Origin of the sequence: Brevundimonas sp. (assembly GCF_035999125.1) — a bacterium.
In the GTDB taxonomy this organism is placed as follows: Bacteria; Pseudomonadota; Alphaproteobacteria; order Caulobacterales; family Caulobacteraceae; genus Brevundimonas.
Genome location: NZ_DASYGX010000007.1, coordinates 110,825 through 125,141 on the forward strand (window position 1 = coordinate 110,825; position 14,317 = coordinate 125,141).

The 14,317-nt window shown below is 70.9% G+C and carries 19 protein-coding genes; 11 read left to right on the top strand and 8 right to left on the bottom strand.

The window, feature by feature from the left end:
• Positions 1–21: 21 nt before the first annotated feature.
• Together VGN45_RS06090 and VGN45_RS06095 are read right to left on the bottom strand one after the other, a co-directional pair.
• Positions 22–246 (bottom strand): DUF1902 domain-containing protein, encoded by a 225-nt coding sequence (locus VGN45_RS06090; RefSeq protein ID WP_327460402.1) that lies wholly within the window; start codon positions 244–246, stop codon positions 22–24.
• Between the two features lie 51 nt (positions 247–297).
• Entirely contained in the window at positions 298–1,191 is an 894-nt protein-coding gene (locus tag VGN45_RS06095; protein WP_327460404.1) for a tyrosine recombinase, read from the bottom strand.
• A gap of 21 nt (positions 1,192–1,212) precedes the next feature.
• Here VGN45_RS06095 and VGN45_RS06100 point away from each other — a divergent pair, with 21 nt between their 5' ends.
• Genes VGN45_RS06100 through VGN45_RS06110 form a run of 3 tightly spaced genes read left to right on the top strand, consistent with a single transcriptional unit; the run spans position 1,213 to position 3,460 of the window.
• Positions 1,213–1,779 (top strand): shikimate kinase, encoded by a 567-nt coding sequence (locus VGN45_RS06100; RefSeq protein WP_327460406.1) that lies wholly within the window; start codon positions 1,213–1,215, stop codon positions 1,777–1,779.
• Positions 1,776–2,879 (top strand): 3-dehydroquinate synthase, encoded by a 1,104-nt coding sequence (aroB, locus tag VGN45_RS06105; RefSeq protein ID WP_327460408.1) that lies wholly within the window; start codon positions 1,776–1,778, stop codon positions 2,877–2,879. The genes VGN45_RS06100 and aroB overlap by 4 nt, the downstream gene beginning before the upstream one ends.
• Positions 2,876–3,460: a GNAT family protein gene (locus tag VGN45_RS06110; protein ID WP_327460410.1), complete on the top strand. Its 585-nt coding sequence runs from the start codon at positions 2,876–2,878 to the stop codon at positions 3,458–3,460. Before aroB ends, VGN45_RS06110 begins: the two co-directional genes overlap by 4 nt.
• A 3-nt stretch (positions 3,461–3,463) precedes the next feature.
• On the opposite strand, the gene VGN45_RS06115 is transcribed toward VGN45_RS06110, so the two are convergent.
• Positions 3,464–3,871: an MliC family protein gene (locus tag VGN45_RS06115; protein WP_327460412.1), complete on the bottom strand. Its 408-nt coding sequence runs from the start codon at positions 3,869–3,871 to the stop codon at positions 3,464–3,466.
• Positions 3,872–3,911: 40 nt separating this feature from the next.
• On the bottom strand, positions 3,912–4,358 hold the full coding sequence (locus VGN45_RS06120) for a nucleoside deaminase (RefSeq protein ID WP_327461228.1): 447 nt from the start codon (positions 4,356–4,358) through the stop codon (positions 3,912–3,914).
• A 12-nt stretch (positions 4,359–4,370) separates the two neighbouring features.
• Here VGN45_RS06120 and VGN45_RS06125 point away from each other — a divergent pair, with 12 nt between their 5' ends.
• The gene (locus VGN45_RS06125) at positions 4,371–5,783 is read left to right on the top strand and encodes a pseudouridine synthase (protein WP_327460414.1); all 1,413 of its coding nucleotides are present in this window, start codon (positions 4,371–4,373) and stop codon (positions 5,781–5,783) included.
• Here the strand turns inward: VGN45_RS06125 and VGN45_RS06130 are convergent.
• Together VGN45_RS06130 and VGN45_RS06135 are read right to left on the bottom strand one after the other, a co-directional pair.
• A complete protein-coding gene (locus VGN45_RS06130; protein WP_327460416.1) occupies positions 5,766–6,437 on the bottom strand; it encodes a CDP-alcohol phosphatidyltransferase family protein in 672 nt (223 codons plus the stop codon). The genes VGN45_RS06125 and VGN45_RS06130 overlap by 18 nt on opposite strands.
• Positions 6,434–6,820, bottom strand: a complete 387-nt coding sequence (locus VGN45_RS06135) for a hypothetical protein (protein ID WP_327460418.1) — start codon at positions 6,818–6,820, stop codon at positions 6,434–6,436. The genes VGN45_RS06130 and VGN45_RS06135 overlap by 4 nt, the downstream gene beginning before the upstream one ends.
• Before the next feature lie 37 nt (positions 6,821–6,857).
• On the opposite strand from VGN45_RS06135, the gene VGN45_RS06140 reads away from it, so the two are divergent.
• The 3 genes from VGN45_RS06140 to rsmD are packed head-to-tail and all read left to right on the top strand — an operon-like array spanning position 6,858 to position 9,065.
• Entirely contained in the window at positions 6,858–7,823 is a 966-nt protein-coding gene (locus VGN45_RS06140; protein WP_327460420.1) for a phosphatidate cytidylyltransferase, read from the top strand.
• Complete coding sequence (locus VGN45_RS06145; RefSeq protein ID WP_327460422.1) at positions 7,804–8,487, top strand: lysophospholipid acyltransferase family protein; 684 nt, start codon at positions 7,804–7,806, stop codon at positions 8,485–8,487. Before VGN45_RS06140 ends, VGN45_RS06145 begins: the two co-directional genes overlap by 20 nt.
• A 2-nt stretch (positions 8,488–8,489) precedes the next feature.
• A complete protein-coding gene (rsmD, locus tag VGN45_RS06150; RefSeq protein ID WP_327460424.1) occupies positions 8,490–9,065 on the top strand; it encodes a 16S rRNA (guanine(966)-N(2))-methyltransferase RsmD in 576 nt (191 codons plus the stop codon).
• Here rsmD and VGN45_RS06155 read toward each other — a convergent pair.
• The gene (locus VGN45_RS06155; protein WP_327460426.1) at positions 9,048–9,323 is read right to left on the bottom strand and encodes a YjhX family toxin; all 276 of its coding nucleotides are present in this window, start codon (positions 9,321–9,323) and stop codon (positions 9,048–9,050) included. The genes rsmD and VGN45_RS06155 overlap by 18 nt on opposite strands.
• Positions 9,324–9,518: 195 nt before the next feature.
• On the opposite strand from VGN45_RS06155, the gene VGN45_RS06160 reads away from it, so the two are divergent.
• Together VGN45_RS06160 and VGN45_RS06165 are read left to right on the top strand one after the other, a co-directional pair.
• Complete coding sequence (locus tag VGN45_RS06160; protein ID WP_327460428.1) at positions 9,519–10,577, top strand: Kelch repeat-containing protein; 1,059 nt, start codon at positions 9,519–9,521, stop codon at positions 10,575–10,577.
• A gap of 86 nt (positions 10,578–10,663) precedes the next feature.
• Complete coding sequence (locus VGN45_RS06165) at positions 10,664–11,173, top strand: cytochrome C (RefSeq protein ID WP_327460430.1); 510 nt, start codon at positions 10,664–10,666, stop codon at positions 11,171–11,173.
• Here VGN45_RS06165 and VGN45_RS06170 read toward each other — a convergent pair.
• Positions 11,089–11,733 (bottom strand): hypothetical protein, encoded by a 645-nt coding sequence (locus VGN45_RS06170; RefSeq protein WP_327460432.1) that lies wholly within the window; start codon positions 11,731–11,733, stop codon positions 11,089–11,091. The genes VGN45_RS06165 and VGN45_RS06170 overlap by 85 nt on opposite strands.
• Before the next feature lie 183 nt (positions 11,734–11,916).
• Between VGN45_RS06170 and VGN45_RS06175 the strand changes: the two genes are divergently transcribed.
• Both VGN45_RS06175 and VGN45_RS06180 read left to right on the top strand, forming a co-directional pair.
• On the top strand, positions 11,917–13,425 hold the full coding sequence (locus VGN45_RS06175) for a hypothetical protein (RefSeq protein ID WP_327460434.1): 1,509 nt from the start codon (positions 11,917–11,919) through the stop codon (positions 13,423–13,425).
• Between the two features lie 6 nt (positions 13,426–13,431).
• The gene (locus VGN45_RS06180; RefSeq protein WP_327460436.1) at positions 13,432–14,301 is read left to right on the top strand and encodes a hypothetical protein; all 870 of its coding nucleotides are present in this window, start codon (positions 13,432–13,434) and stop codon (positions 14,299–14,301) included.
• The last annotated feature ends 16 nt before the right edge of the window (positions 14,302–14,317 follow it).

Here is a 14,317-nt window from a genome sequence, read left to right on the forward strand (position 1 = left end):
GGGATAAGTCGGCAACGCGGTTCAGGCCGCCGCCAAGTCCAGTTGACGGGCCGCCTCGAAACGGATCGCCACGGGCTCGTGAATCCCGAGGTTGGACGCGAGCAGGTCTGGAGCGAAGTGGCGGATCAGATCCTCAAACTCCGCGAGCGTCTCCGTTTGCAGGACAAGACCCGGGATGTCGGTCTCACTGAACCAGACCGACGCATCCGCGTCCCACAGCGCCTTGACGTAAAACTGCTGGGTCATGACCTGAGTATGCCGCAGTGATCCGACGTCACCAACCCCCCGCCAAGGAGGTTAACCCTTGCGTCCCAAGGGATGCCGCGTCCGGACGGTTTCGGCCAGGGCGTCCTGGGTGACGTGGGTGTAGATCTGGGTGGTGGCGATGTCGGCGTGGCCCAGCAGGGTCTGGACCACGCGCAGGTCGGCCCCGCCTTCCAGCAGGTGGGTGGCGAAGGCGTGGCGCAGGACGTGGGGGCTGACGCGGGCCGGATCGATCCCGGCGGCGATCGCCGCGCGGTCCAGCAGCTGGGCGAAGCGGCGCGGCGTCAGACGGCCGCTGCGGCCCCGCGAGGCAAACAGCCACGGCGGATCGGGCGCGTCGGGTTTGCGCATCGCGTCGCGGACGACCAGCCAGTCTGCGACGGCGGCGCGGGCGGCGGCGTTCAGCGGGGCCAGCCGCTCCTTGCCGCCCTTGCCGCGCACGATCAGGTGGGTGGGGTCGCGTCGGACGGCCTCGACGCGCAGCGACAGCAGCTCCGACACCCGCATGCCCGACGCATAGGCCAGTTCGATCAGGGCGCGCAGGCGCAGGGCCGCGGGTCCGTCGGCGGCGGCCGTCGCGGCGACCAGCCGGTCCATCTCGTCGCGCGACAGCACGCGGGGCAGGGACCGGCCCCGGCGGGGCGCGTCCAGTCGGCTGGACGGGTCGTCCGTTCGCCACCCTTCGGCCAGGGCGAACCGGAAGAATTGGCGCACGGCGGAGCGGCGCCGCGACTGCGTGGCGGGCGACAGGCCGCGTCGGGCCAGGTCGGCATACCAGGCCTCGATGCCCTCCGGCGTGGCGGCGATCAGGCCCCCGCAGGAGGCCTCCGCCTCGGCCAGATCGCGCGCATAGGCCGACAGGGTGTGGGGCGAGGCGTCGCGCTCCACCGCCATCATCTCCAGGAAGGCCTCGATCTGCGGCGTCATGGTGTATGACCGGTCTTTCTCATGCCGACCGCCGCCGTTCCCGCGATTCCCGACATCGACCGCACCATAGCGCTGGTGGGGCTGATGGGCGTGGGCAAATCGACGGTGGGACGTCGCCTCGCGCGGCGGCTGGAGCGGCCCTTCTTCGACGCCGACGCGGAGATCGAGGCGGCGGCGGCGATGTCGGTTTCCGACATCTTCGCCACCCTGGGCGAGCCGGAGTTCCGCGCGGGCGAGACGCGGGTGATCCGCCGGTTGCTTGAGGGCGAGCGGAAGGTGCTGGCGACCGGCGGCGGGGCGATGATCAATCCGGACACCCGGGCGGTGCTGAAGGCGCACGCCCTGACCGTCTGGCTGAAGGCCGATCTGGACGTGGTCGTGCAGCGCGTGGCGCGACGGGACACCCGGCCGCTGCTGCGAGGGCGCGACCCTAGGGCCACCCTGTCCGCCCTGGCCGAGGCGCGATACCCGATCTACGCCGAGGCCGATCTGACGGTCGAGGTCGGGGCGGGGACCCATTCGCAGGCGGTGGAGGCTGTGGTCGCAGCGCTGGCCGGCTGGAAACAAAGGGGCGGAGCGGGAGCATGACGGCGGTCACCATTCCGGTGCGGGGCGCGGGGTTCGCCGGTTACGACGTGATCGTGGGACGTGGCCTGATCGCGGAGGCGGGGGCGCGGATCGGCGCGCTGGGGTTCCGCCGCGTGTTCGTGGCGGCGGACGCGGCCGTGGACGCGTTGTACGGCGACCGCCTTCGAGCCGGACTCGACGGCGCAGGGCTGGTGCATGCCGGAGCGACGATCCCCTCCGGCGAGGCGAGCAAGAGCTTCGAGGGGCTCAAGGCCCTGCTGTCGGCCATCGCCGCCGCCGGGCTGGATCGCGGCGACGCCGTGGTGGCGCTGGGCGGCGGCGTGACGGGCGACCTGGCCGGGCTGGCGGCGGCGCTGTGGATGCGCGGCGTGGCGCTGATCCAGATCCCGACGACCCTGCTGGCGCAGGTGGATTCCTCCGTCGGCGGCAAGACGGCGATCGATCTGCCGCACGGCAAGAACCTGGTGGGCGCCTTTCATCAGCCGAGACTGGTCCTGGCGGACGTCGACGCGCTGGCCACCCTGCCGGAGCGGCAGTTGCGGTCGGGCTGGGCCGAGGCGCTGAAGCACGGCCTGATCTGCGATGCGGACTACTTCGCGCGGCTGACGGGCGAAGATGTCCGAGCCCTGTCGGGGGACCGGGCGGCGCTGGCGCGGGTGGTGGCCCGGTCGGTGGAGATCAAGGCGCAGGTGGTCGGTCAGGACGAGAAGGAGGCCGGCGCGCGGGCCCTGCTGAACCTCGGCCACACCTTCGGCCATGCGGTCGAGGCGGAACTGGGCTTCGACGACGCGGTGCTGACGCACGGGGAGGCGGTGGCGGTCGGCTGCTGCCTGGCGTTCCGGTTCTCGACCGCGCAGGGACTGTGCAGTGCGGAGGAGGCCGAACGCGTCGCGCGGGCCTTCGCGGAAGCCGGCCTGCCGACCCATCTGCCGCCCGGTCTTTCGGTCGACGCCCTGCTGACGCGGATGCGGGAGGACAAGAAGGCCCACGGCGGGCGGCTGACGCTGATCCTGGCGCGCGGGATCGGCCGGGCCTTCGTCGAGAAACACGTGGACGAAGGCGCCGTGCGCGACTTCCTTGTCGCCGAGGGCGCGGCGTGAGGATCGAGGCCTGGGTTCTGGAGAACGCCTGGGTCCGCTGCGAACCGCTGAGCGAAGCCCTGCGGGACGAGGTGCGGGCGGCGATCGCGGGCGACGCCGACGCCTGGTCGATCATGGTCTCCAACGGCCATGGCGAGGCGTTCGACGCCTGGTTCGATCAGCGCGTGGCGCACATGCAGGCGGGCGGAGGCCCGGCCTATGCCGTGCGGAGGCTGCGCGACGGCAGCATCGCGGGGACCAGCAGCCTGCACGACCTGGTGCCGGCGCATCGACGCGTTGAGCTGGGGTCGACCGTGTTTCATCCCGCCGCGCGGGGGACCGAGGTGAACCCGGCCAGCAAGCGCCTGTTGCTGGAGCATGCCTTCGCCAGCGGGATCATCCGGGTCGAGATCATCACCGATGCGGTCAACGCCCGCAGTCAGGCCGCCATCGCACGGTTGGGCGCGACGCGCGAGGCGGTGCTGCGACGCCACAAGATCACCTGGACCGGCCGCGTCCGCGACACGGTCATGTTCGCGATCACCGACGAGGACTGGCCGCGCGTGCGCGACGGGCTGGACGCCCGGCTGGCGGCGCTCTGAGCGTCAGTCCACGGCCCGGCACCGGGTCGGCTCCTGGCCCTCGGCGGACCAGGTGGCGAACTGGCCCTGGCCGCGCAGGTCGTGGCCGCTGGCGCGGTACCAGATGCCTTCGGGAGGGCGCTCCATGTACAGGTCGATGGCCTGGCCCAGCGAGGTACGGACGGTGGCCATCTCGCGCGGATTGTCGAACTCGACCGACAGGCGCTCGCCGTCGTCGCAGATGTAGACGGCCCGCACGATGCGGTTGAGCGTGCGCTCCTGGATCTCGGCGCCGGTGCGGCGTCGGGCGGTTTGGGCCTCCAGCGCACGCTCGCGCACGGCGTCGGCGTCGTCGGTCGGCGGCGTGGGCTCGCCGCAGGCGGACAGGCCGGCGGTCAGCAGGCACAGGCTCAGGACGACGGTCGGACGCATGCGGGCTCCTGGGTGTTCGGCCGGGGACGAACGCGCGATCTCAGACCGCCGTTCCGCGCCGTGCACGGAAGAACGTCCGCAAGGCGAGCGCCGATTCGTCCGACAGGGGACCGCGCTCGGCGACGGGACGCCAATGCAGGGTCGGCTGCTCGAACAGACGGGGCCCGTGCACGACGGCCCCGCCCTTGGGATCGTCGGCGGCCCAGACGACCCGGCCGATGCGGGCGTGGGACATGGCTCCGGCGCACATGGCGCAGGGCTCCAGCGTCACGTACAGCGTCAGGCCGGTGAGGCGGTAGTTGCCGGTCGCGGCGGCGGCGGCGCGCATGGCTGTGATCTCCGCATGAGCGGTCGGATCGTGGCTTGAGACGGGGGCGTTGGCGCCGGTTCCGACCACCCGGCCGGTCGCCTCGTCGACCACGACGGCGCCCACGGGCACCTCTCCGGCTTCAGCCGCCGCTTGCGCGAGGTCCAGCGCCATGCGCATGAACCGCTCATCATGGTCCGCCATACGAACGACAACGACAAGAAGCCCCGCCCGCGTCAAGCCGGCGGCAAGTTCGACGACCGCAAGGGGCCGCCGCGCTCCGGCAAGCCGGGCACGCCCAAGGCCGAGGAGGCGCCGAAGCGCAGCGAGCGCATCGCCAAGGCGATGGCGCGCGCGGGCATCGCCAGCCGCCGCGAGGTCGAACGCCTGATCGGCCTGGGCAAGGTGGCCGTGAACGGCAAGATCCTCGATACGCCCGCCGTGCTGGTGACGCGCGACGACGTCATCACCGTGGACGGCAAGCCGATCGGGTCGGCGCAGGCGACGCGCGTCTGGCGCTATCACAAGCCCGCCGGGCTGGTGACCAGCCACAACGACCCGCAGGGGCGGCCGACGGTGTTCGACGCCCTGCCGAACGGTCTGCCGCGCGTGATCTCGGTGGGGCGGCTGGACCTGAACACCGAGGGCCTGCTTCTGCTGACCAACGACGGCGAGCTGAGCCGGGCGCTGGAGCTGCCTTCGACGGAGCTGGTGCGCCAGTACCGGGCGCGGGCGCGCGGGCGGGTGACGCAGGCCCAGCTGGACGGGCTGAAGGACGGCGTGACCGTCGACGGTGTCCGCTATGGCCCGATCGAAGCGACGCTGGACAAGGCGAAGGAGAAGCAGGACGGCGACGGACGCGGTCCGGCGAACCTGTGGATCAGCGTCGCCATCACCGAGGGCAAGAACCGCGAGGTCCGCAAGGTCCTGGAGAGTCTGGGCCTGACGGTGAACCGGCTGATCCGCCTGGCCTATGGCCCGTTCCAGCTGGGGACGCTGGCGGTGGGGTCGGTCGAGGAGGTGGGGCCGCGCGTGATCCGTGAAGTGCTGGCCGAGCACATCCGCCCGGAGAACCTGCCGACCGGAAACACGGTCGAGACGCCCGCGCCGATCCCCGGCCGCCGCAGCGTCGTGCCTATCGTGAAGGGCAAGTCGGGCTCGGCCATGTCCGACCCGTCGCGCAAGCCCAGCCGGGTGCGCGCGGCCGAGACGGCGCAGGCGGACGCGGTGGAGCGCCGCTCGCGGCCGCCGAAGAAGCAGGGCTGGGCCAAGGCGGCGCCGAAGTTCGAGCACCCCAAGCGCGACTTCAAACCCCGTGCCCGACCCGAACCGGCCGAAGGCGCGACCGGCGACCGTCCGAAGCGTCCGTTCAAGTCGCGCGAGGACAAGGTGATCGGGCCGAAGTCGGAGACCTGGGCCCGCGACGGGAAGCCGGCGGGACGATCGGGGCCGAAGAAGGACTTCAAGCCGCGTGTGGGCGACGCGCCCAAGCGGGACTTCAAGCCGAGATCAGGACCCGGTGGTTCTGCACGGGGCGGCCAGGGACGGGCGGGACCGGGCGCCGGGAAGCCTCGGCCCGGCGGCGGCTCACGCGGAGGGCGCTGAGCCCTTCAGACGCGCGGCGAGACGAGCGGTGCGGCGCGCGACTGTGACGGTCGTCAGCAGGACGACCAGCGCCAGCATCAACCACAGGACGGCACGATCCCAGTCGGGCAGGGCGACGGCGGCGATCGCCGACAGGGCGCAGCCGGCCGTCAGCGCGGCCATGCGGTGCGGCTTGGCGCCCGGCCCCACGAAGTCGACCTGTCCTGTCAGCGCGTGGCCGAGTTCCCGGACATAGGCGGTCGACACCGCCAGCACGGCGGCGCTCCATCCCAGCACGGGTCCGAACGCCGGATCGTAGAGCCGCAGGGCATAGCCGGCGCCGACCAGAAACAGGGCGTCGGCGATCCTGTCGGGCAGTTCGTTCCAGATGGGACCGAGGGCCCCGCCCCGCCCGTGCTCGACCGCCACCATGCCGTCCAGCAGATTGGCGAGCAGCCGCAGCTGGATCGACAGGCCCGCCAGCAGCAGCCAGCCCGCCCGACCCGAGCCCTCGGCGTCGGCGCTGAGCCAGAAGGCCGTGAAGCCTGCGGCGGCGAACAGCAGGCTCGAGGCCGAGATGAGGTCCGGCGTCGCGCCCATGCGGGCCAGTCCGGCGGCGGCGGCGCGGGCCCAGCCCGTGCCGCGCGACTTCAGAGGGCGGCGGCTCTCGGTCATTTGCGCTCCAGGCTGAGGGCGTAGGCGAAGGCGTAGATCGTGGAGACGGTCCACGGCACGGCGACGGTGGTCAGCACCTCCGGCGTACCGACGAAGGCGTGGGCGCCGGTGAGCAGCCCCGCGACCGTCAGGCAACTGGCGAATGGCGGCAGCAACCGGGCGGCGGGGCCGGTCAGTCGCGCATGCGCCCATTCCAGCCAGCGCTTGATCAGCAGGGTGATGAGACCGGACAGCACGCCTTGGGCCGCGAAGGCCGTCGCCATGGCGGTCGTGCCGTGGTCCCGGTTGGCGAAAGCCGCCCAGCCGCCCATGGCCACCACGGCGAAGGCGACGTGGCCCACGGTGGAGCGGAGGGGGTGCGTCGGGGCGGGCGGCTGGGCCATACTGGGTCCGGACCTGATTCCGGGAGCAGTCTAGGCCATGGGCGACCTGCTGACAGCGGGATTGGGGGAGGTCCGGCCGCCGCTGTTGTGGGGCTTCGCCGGGCTGGCCGTCGTGCTGGCATTCGCGTCGGCGGCGGTGCTGTTCCTGCAGCGGACGAAGCCGAACAAGGACTGGACCGAGCTGCGGCTGCGGGTCCAGTCGTGGTGGGTGATGATCGCCGCCGTCGCCCTGGCTTTGGCGCTGGGCTGGGCGGCCATGACGGTGCTGTTCGCCGCCATCTCGTTCGTTGCCTTGAGGGAAATCCTGTCTCTGGCGCCGCTGCGGCGCGAGGACCGGCTGATCGTGCTGTGGGCCTATCTCACCGTGCCGCTGACCTATGGTCTGGTCGCGCTGGACCAGTACCGCATCTATCTGGTCGCCATTCCGGTCTGGTTCTTCCTGGTGACGCCCTTCCTGATGGCGATCGCGGGCCAGACGCGGGCCTATCTGGCCACGGTGGCGACGATCACCTGGGCGGTCATCGTCTGCGTCTTCAACCTGGCGGTGCTGCCGCTGCTGATGAAGGTTCCGGCAGACGAAGCGCCGGCGGGGGCGGCGGGGCTGGTGTTCCTGCTGCTGGTGGCGACCGAGGCCAACGACGTGTTCCAGTTCCTGTGCGGCAAGGCCTTCGGGCGGCGCAAGATCCTGCCGGCGGTCAGTCCGAACAAGACGTGGGAGGGGTTCGTCGGCGGCTGGATCCTGACGGCGGGCGCCTTCTGTCTGCTGGCGCCGACGTTCACGCCGCTGAACGGCTGGCAGGCGGCGGTCGTGGCCGTGCTGCTGCCGGTGGCGGGATTCGCGGGCGACGTGACCATGAGCGCGGTCAAGCGCGACCTGGGCGTCAAGGACACCAGCCGGCTGATCCCCGGCCATGGCGGCCTGCTGGACCGGATCGACAGCCTGACCTTCACCGCCCCCCTGTTCTTCCACCTCGTGGCCTACTATGCGCTCACCCCCTACTGAGCCCGGAGAGGCGGCGCGGCCGCACAGCTGGATCCGGCAGGCGTTCCTGACGGGGCTGGCCCGGCCGCTCGTGCGGTTCCTGACGGGCATGGACGTGGTGGGGCGCGAGCGGCTGCCCCGGACGGGGCCGGCCATCATCGCCGCCAATCACGCCAGCCACATGGACGCCTTCATGCTGCTGAGCCTGTTCCCGGCGAAGACGCTGGCGAAGGTGCGGCCGGTGGCGGCGGCGGACTATTTCCTGGCCAATCCGGCGATCAGCTGGGTGTCGCTGAACCTGATCGGGATCAGCCCGATCTCCCGCAAGGTGACGCGGGGCGAGGATGTGCTGGCCCCCGCCAGACGGGCGCTGGAGCGGGGCGAGATCATCCTGGTCTTCCCCGAGGGAACGCGCGGGTCGGGGCAGGGCATGGGCGACCTGAAGGGCGGGGTGGCGCGGCTGGCCGAGGCGTATCCGGCGGCGCCGGTGATCCCGATCTGGATCCAGGGCGCGGACCGGGTGCTGCCCAAGGGGGCGCGGACGCCGGTGCCGATGAACTGCACGGCGTTGGTCGGTGCGCCGCTGGTCTGGGCCGAGGGGCAGGACCGGCCGGGGTTCACCGCGGCCCTGCGCGAGCGGCTGGAAGCGCTGGCGGCCGCGGCTCCGCCGCAGAAGTGGAGTTGAGGATGCGGATCGTCGCCGGATCGCTGAAGGGCCGGGCCATCGTCGCGCCGGAGGGGCAGGGGACGCGGCCCACGAGCGACCGTGCGCGGCAGGCGATCTTCAACATCCTGGAGCACGCGCCGTGGGCGGAGGGGCTGCAGGACCAGCGGGTGATCGACCTGTACGCGGGCTCGGGCGCCTTGGGATACGAGGCGCTGTCGCGCGGGGCGGCCTTCTGTCTCTTTGTGGAGACGGACGACGGCGCGCGGGGGGCGATCCGCGAGAACATGGACGCCTATGGCCTGTTCGGGCGCAGCCGGGTGCATCGGCGCAGCGCGACCGATCTGGGGCCGCGGCCGGGCTCTGCGGGGGAGGCCTTCACCCTGGCGTTCCTGGACCCGCCGTACCGCCAAGGGCTGGGCGAGCAGACGCTGGCGCGGCTGACGGAGGGGGACTGGCTGGCGCCCGGCGCGATCTTGGTGTTCGAACGCGGCGTGGACGAGCCGGAGATCGAGACGCCGGGATACGAGCGGCTGGACGCGCGCGACTGGGGGGCCGCGCGCGTCCTTTTCCTGCGGGTGCTACCAGCGGCGGGCTGAGACGCGGTTGTCCAGCTGGGCCCGCATGCGGGCCAGGCCGTCGCGGTTGACGCGATAGGGTCCGCCGCCGCGGCTGGCGATCAGCCCCTTGGTCTTCAGCTTCTTCCAGACCGACAGGGTGCAGTCGGCCAGCAGGAAGCCGTCGCGCGTGTAGCAGAGGGCCGCCAGCACGCGGCCGTCCGGGTCGCGTTCCAGCACGATGCCGCCGCCTTGGGCCAGGCAGTGAAGCGTGCGCTGTTCCGCACGGGAGATGTTCATTTGGGTGGTGTCCGAAAGGCGTGACGGGACGCTCCGGAGCACGGGCTCCGAAGGGCGGGTCAGAGGCTCTTCACAGGCTCGCTGCGAGGCCTCAGGCCTGTCGCGCAATCTCGGACATGGACTTCCTGACGGGCGGAATGCCCGGGGACGCGGCGGGATATGGCACAGGCGGCGGTTTCGGGCCAGTCTGGGCGCATGACCCGCATCGACCGTCGCGCCCTGATCGCCTCCGCCGCCGCCCTGGGGGCGTGTTCCAGCCTGCCTGACGAATCCGGGCCGGTCGTCGCCGAGAGCTGGGAGAGCCGGCCCGACATGCCCTGGGCGGTGCAGGAGGTCTATGCCGCCGTGTGGATGGGGCGGATCGCCGTCGCGGGCGGGCTGAAGGCGACGCCGGGCCAGCCGCTGCACATCGAGGACCGGACGGCGCTGTTCCACCCGCCGACGAATCGGTGGGGCGAGGGGCCGATGCTGCCGGCGCCGAGGCACCATCCGATGATGGTGGCCGAGGGCGAGACGCTGTGGGCGATCGGCGGCTATGGCCGGTCCGGGGCGGGGGAGTGGACCAATGCGACGGAGGTCTGGTCGCTGACGCCCGGCGCGACCGAATGGGCGGCGGGGCCGGCCCTGCCCGTGCCGCAGGCGGAGGCGGTGGGTCTGAGCCACGGCGGGCGGGTTCATCTGGTCACCGGGCGCAGTCCCGGCGGGGCGGCCAATGCGAATTGGAACGACCAGGCCGACGTGGACCGCCACCTGGTGCTGGCCGGCGGGCGGTGGGAGACGGCGCGGCCGTGCCCCATGGCGCGCAACAGCGCGGCGGGCGCCGTGCTGGACGGGGCGCTGTGGGTCGCGGGCGGGCGCACCGTCACGGGGGGCGGCACGGGGCGGCTGGACCGCTACGATCCGGTCGCCGACCGCTGGGACACCCTGGCGCCCATTCCGCGGTCCGAGGCGGCGGGGCAGCAGGTGGGCGGGGGCCTGGCCATGGTGGCGGTCGATGGCCGGCTGATCGCCTTCGGCGGCGAGTGGTTCCGGCCGCGCGCCGAGGGCGGCGGCGGCGGGGTGTTCGCCGAGACCTGGGTCTATGCGGTCGCGCGCGACGTCTGGGAGCGCGGCCCGGACATGAGGACGCCGCGCCACGGGCTGGCGGCGGTGGCGCTGAACGGCGCGGTGGTGGCGATCGCCGGCGGGGACGTGGTCTCGGGCGGCAACGCCACGGGCGTGGTCGAGGCGTGGACGCCGGGCCTGTTCCACTGACCCTCTCCCGGCGGGAGAGGGAGCGCGCCGCTTGACGAACGGCGTCGTGCGACGTCTGCTCCGCCTCGGGAAGAGGGGAGTTCACGATGAGGCGGTTTCTGACGACGCTGGCGGGCCTGGGGGCCGTCGGGGCGGTGGCGGCGTGCGGCGCGGCGGAGGAGACGACGGCGACGGTCACGGCCGACGCGGGCGATCTGCCGCGCGTGATCGCGGCCGGCGACGTGGAGGCGGGGCGGTATCTGGTCAGGGTCGGCGGCTGCAACGACTGCCACACGCCGCGCTATGCCGCGACCAACGGCGCCGAGCCGCCCGAGGCGGAGTGGCTGAAGGGCTCCAATGAGCCGCACACCGGGTCGTGGGGCGTCAGCTACGGCAAGAACCTGCGCCTGACGACGCAGCGGCTGACCGAGGACGAGTGGGTCCGGCTGATGGACGAGGGGACCAGCCTGCCGCCGATGCCGTGGCCCAGCGTGCGCGCCATGTCGGAGGCCGACCGGCGGGCGATCTATCGCTACATCCGCCAACTGCCGGGCGACGTGGGGCAGCCGTCGCCGGAGTCCGTGCCGTCGGGGGCGACGCCGCAGGCCGCGGGCTGAAGGTCGGGGGGCGGGGCCTCGGGCTCGGCCCCGAAATGTGCACTCGAAAAAACAGGGTGCACATAGTGCACATTTTCGTCCGGGGCGTCAGACGCCGGATCTGGTCCGGGCTCGGCTGACGGGGGCTCCAGGAGGGTGAGCGCGTCGTCGATCTCGTCGTCTCCGGCCTCGTCGGCCATGGCCTCCGCAATTTCGCGCTCGGTCATGCCTTGAAAGAATTCGGCGTCGAAGGCCTCGACCTCGGCCCGCAGTTCACGCCACAGCCGGCGCCAGCGCGCGGCCTCGACCGAGCGGCCCTGTTCCAGGGCGTGCAGATAGCGTCGGCGCGCGGCGGCGACCTCGTCGTCGGGGACCATGTCGTCATAGATGGTCAGGTCGGCGGGATCCGGCGGCGCGGCGTGATCCCGGCGCCGCCAGCCGTGGCGGCGCGCGCGGCGGCGGAAGGCCGACAGGCCCAGATCGTGGCGACGGCACACTTCCTCGGCGGACATGCCGCCCAGATAGTCGGCGCGCGCCTGAACCCAGGTTTCGATCGGACGGATGCGATAGGGGCTGCTCATGCCGACAGCCTAGGGGCGCGGTGCGTCAGAAACGGTCGTGGCCGGCGAGCGCGTCCACGATCGCACGGGCTGCGGTAGAGACGTCGCCTTTCGCTGATCATTTTAGGTTGCATCCAAGGACGAATCCCGGACCGCTGCTGCGCACCGGAGGACGCCGTGTCGCTCCGGCTTCGAGGGTGTCTCATGCTCAGGCCGATCGACGTCTACACGACGACTGCGGAATTCACGATCGCCGGCAAAGGCGGGGCGACGTTGGGAACGCTGTTCACGAGATACGAGGTTCGCCGGATCAACGACCTCCGAAATCTGAGCGAAAGCGCTTCGTATCGTCTGACCAGCACCGCGCGCGTGGTGATCGGCGGCGCCCAGACCGAACCGACCTGGCCGAATTATCAGTTCAACGACTATCCGGCGCTGGTCGCATGTGGTTCGATCCTGCCTGTCTCCGGCGACTCGGTTCGCCTCGTCGACTATGCGCCGCGCACTCTGAACGCGACCGTATCCGCCGCCAGCTCGTCCAACGACGGCTCGACGGCCTCGTCCACCATCCAGCGTTCAAGCGGGTCGGCCGTCACTCAGACCAACTCCTATGGGGCCTCGGTCAGCGTGGGTCTGATGGGCCCGTCGGTCACGGCTGATTACAACCACTCGGAGGCCCAAGAGACTAACCAGTCAAGGTCGCGCTCCACCGACCGGGGATCGACCCATGACTCGGGCGAAAACGACTCCCTGTCGATCAAGGACTGGGCGGGCTATGCAAGTCTGAATGGGGGCATCAAGGCGCCGCAGTGGACTTGGGCGCAAGAGTATCCGTGGGACATTCTTCAATACAATGTGCCGCTGCCTGACTCGGATGGCCTCATTCCCATGCCAACAATGATGCTCGATCGCATGTTCGTCGCCTACGATTACTTCGACCTCGGTTACACGGTAGGGCCCCCGAGCTGTCTTTCCCTTTTCGGCATCGATTTCGTCATGAAGGCGTGCTGGGAATTCGATCTTCCGGCGAGCGCCGCCGACCAGTTGGTCACGCTGAAACACCCGCTGACCTACTGGAGCGCGTCTCATGGTCTGAGCATCGCGGGGGGCGGGCACCCAACTCCCTACAGCAAGCTCGACAAGACGACGCCCGGCGCGACCTACACCTCTCCGGCCCTGGACCTGACCCTTCTGGGTCTGGACCCCATCCTCTCGGGCGACGGCGACAACGGGGCGGTGGTCGGCTTCATCAAAAGCAAGTTCCTGGCGCCGCCCGGGACGACGACGGCGTTCAAGATTCTGTCCGACGCCAACAATCTTCAGGTGGAAGGCTCCGGGTTCGACGCCACGATGACGACCGCCGGCGGCAAGACGACGTCGTCGCTGACCGTCCATTTCAAGATCCTGGACGCGACCACGGACTACGCCCTGTTCCTCAAGGCGTGGGTGGCCAAAGCCGGCTCGTGCCTGCTGTCTTTCACGTTCAACGGCGACCCCGACAGCACCGTGACCCGTCGGGTCGACGCCCTGGAGGGCCAGGGCGGAGAGAACAACCTGATCTCGGTCGTGATGCGGAACAAGGACTACACGTCCAACGACTTCCACGACTACCTCAAACTGGGGGCCAACCGGATCGACATCCAGATCGCCGCGGACGGTTCGGGCGCCGCGGCTCCATTCGCACTGAAGGCGTTGGCGATCGGCGAGGGTTGACCCGCCATGGCGGTGGGCAAGTCGAAGATTTCGGCGTTCAAGAAGCAGAAGGCCAAGGGCAAGAAGGCCAGTTCGCCCAAGCACGCCCAGCTGGACGTGTCCTTCGCCAAGCAGGGGTCCGCCTTGGCGAAGGCGCCGGACATGCAGTCGAAGCCCAAGCCGGTCGCGGCCCCTTCGAAGGCCCGGAAATATTTCCGTGACGCGTTCAAGTCCAAGCCGTCGGATCGCATGGTCCTGCTGGACCGGTTCGGAGGCAAGTACCGCCGGCTGGCGCCGCGCAACGACGAGCTGATCTCGACCGCGTCGGTGAGGTCCATGCTGGGCGGGATGCTCAAGGCCAAACTGTCGGCCTCCGCTCAAGAAAACCTGAGCGAAGTCCTGGATGAGATCTCCAGCGTGAGGCTCCCGACCATCTACGTCGGGTTCGCGACGAAGGGGAAGAAGATGCAGCATCCGACGATCCGGAAGCAGGCCGTCTTCGCCGATCCGCACGGCACGGGCTCGGCCCACGCGGCCTACGACCTGGCCCGTCGAACGGAGGTTTCCAATGCGATAGACGCCGAGCTGAAAGCCAATCCGGGGAACGCCCGTTCGGCGGTCAGGGCCGGTCTGCGTGCCGCGATCAGTTTCACGCTCAACGAGATGGCGGCCCCTCCGACGGCGAGCGACGTCAGACCGTACCTGTGGAAGCCGATCAGCGACGCGAAAGGCAAGCAGGTGGTGGCCCAGCGTGAGACCTTGAAGGCCATCTACGTGAAGCTGGGAGGCGTGCAGGAAACGGACGTCGCAAGCGCGACGGCGAGTCAGCGCTTGTCACGGAGGTGGCGCAACTCCTCGCGGGCCACCCCCACTTCGGCGGTGAGCGCGACGCGCTGACGGACGTGGGTCCAGT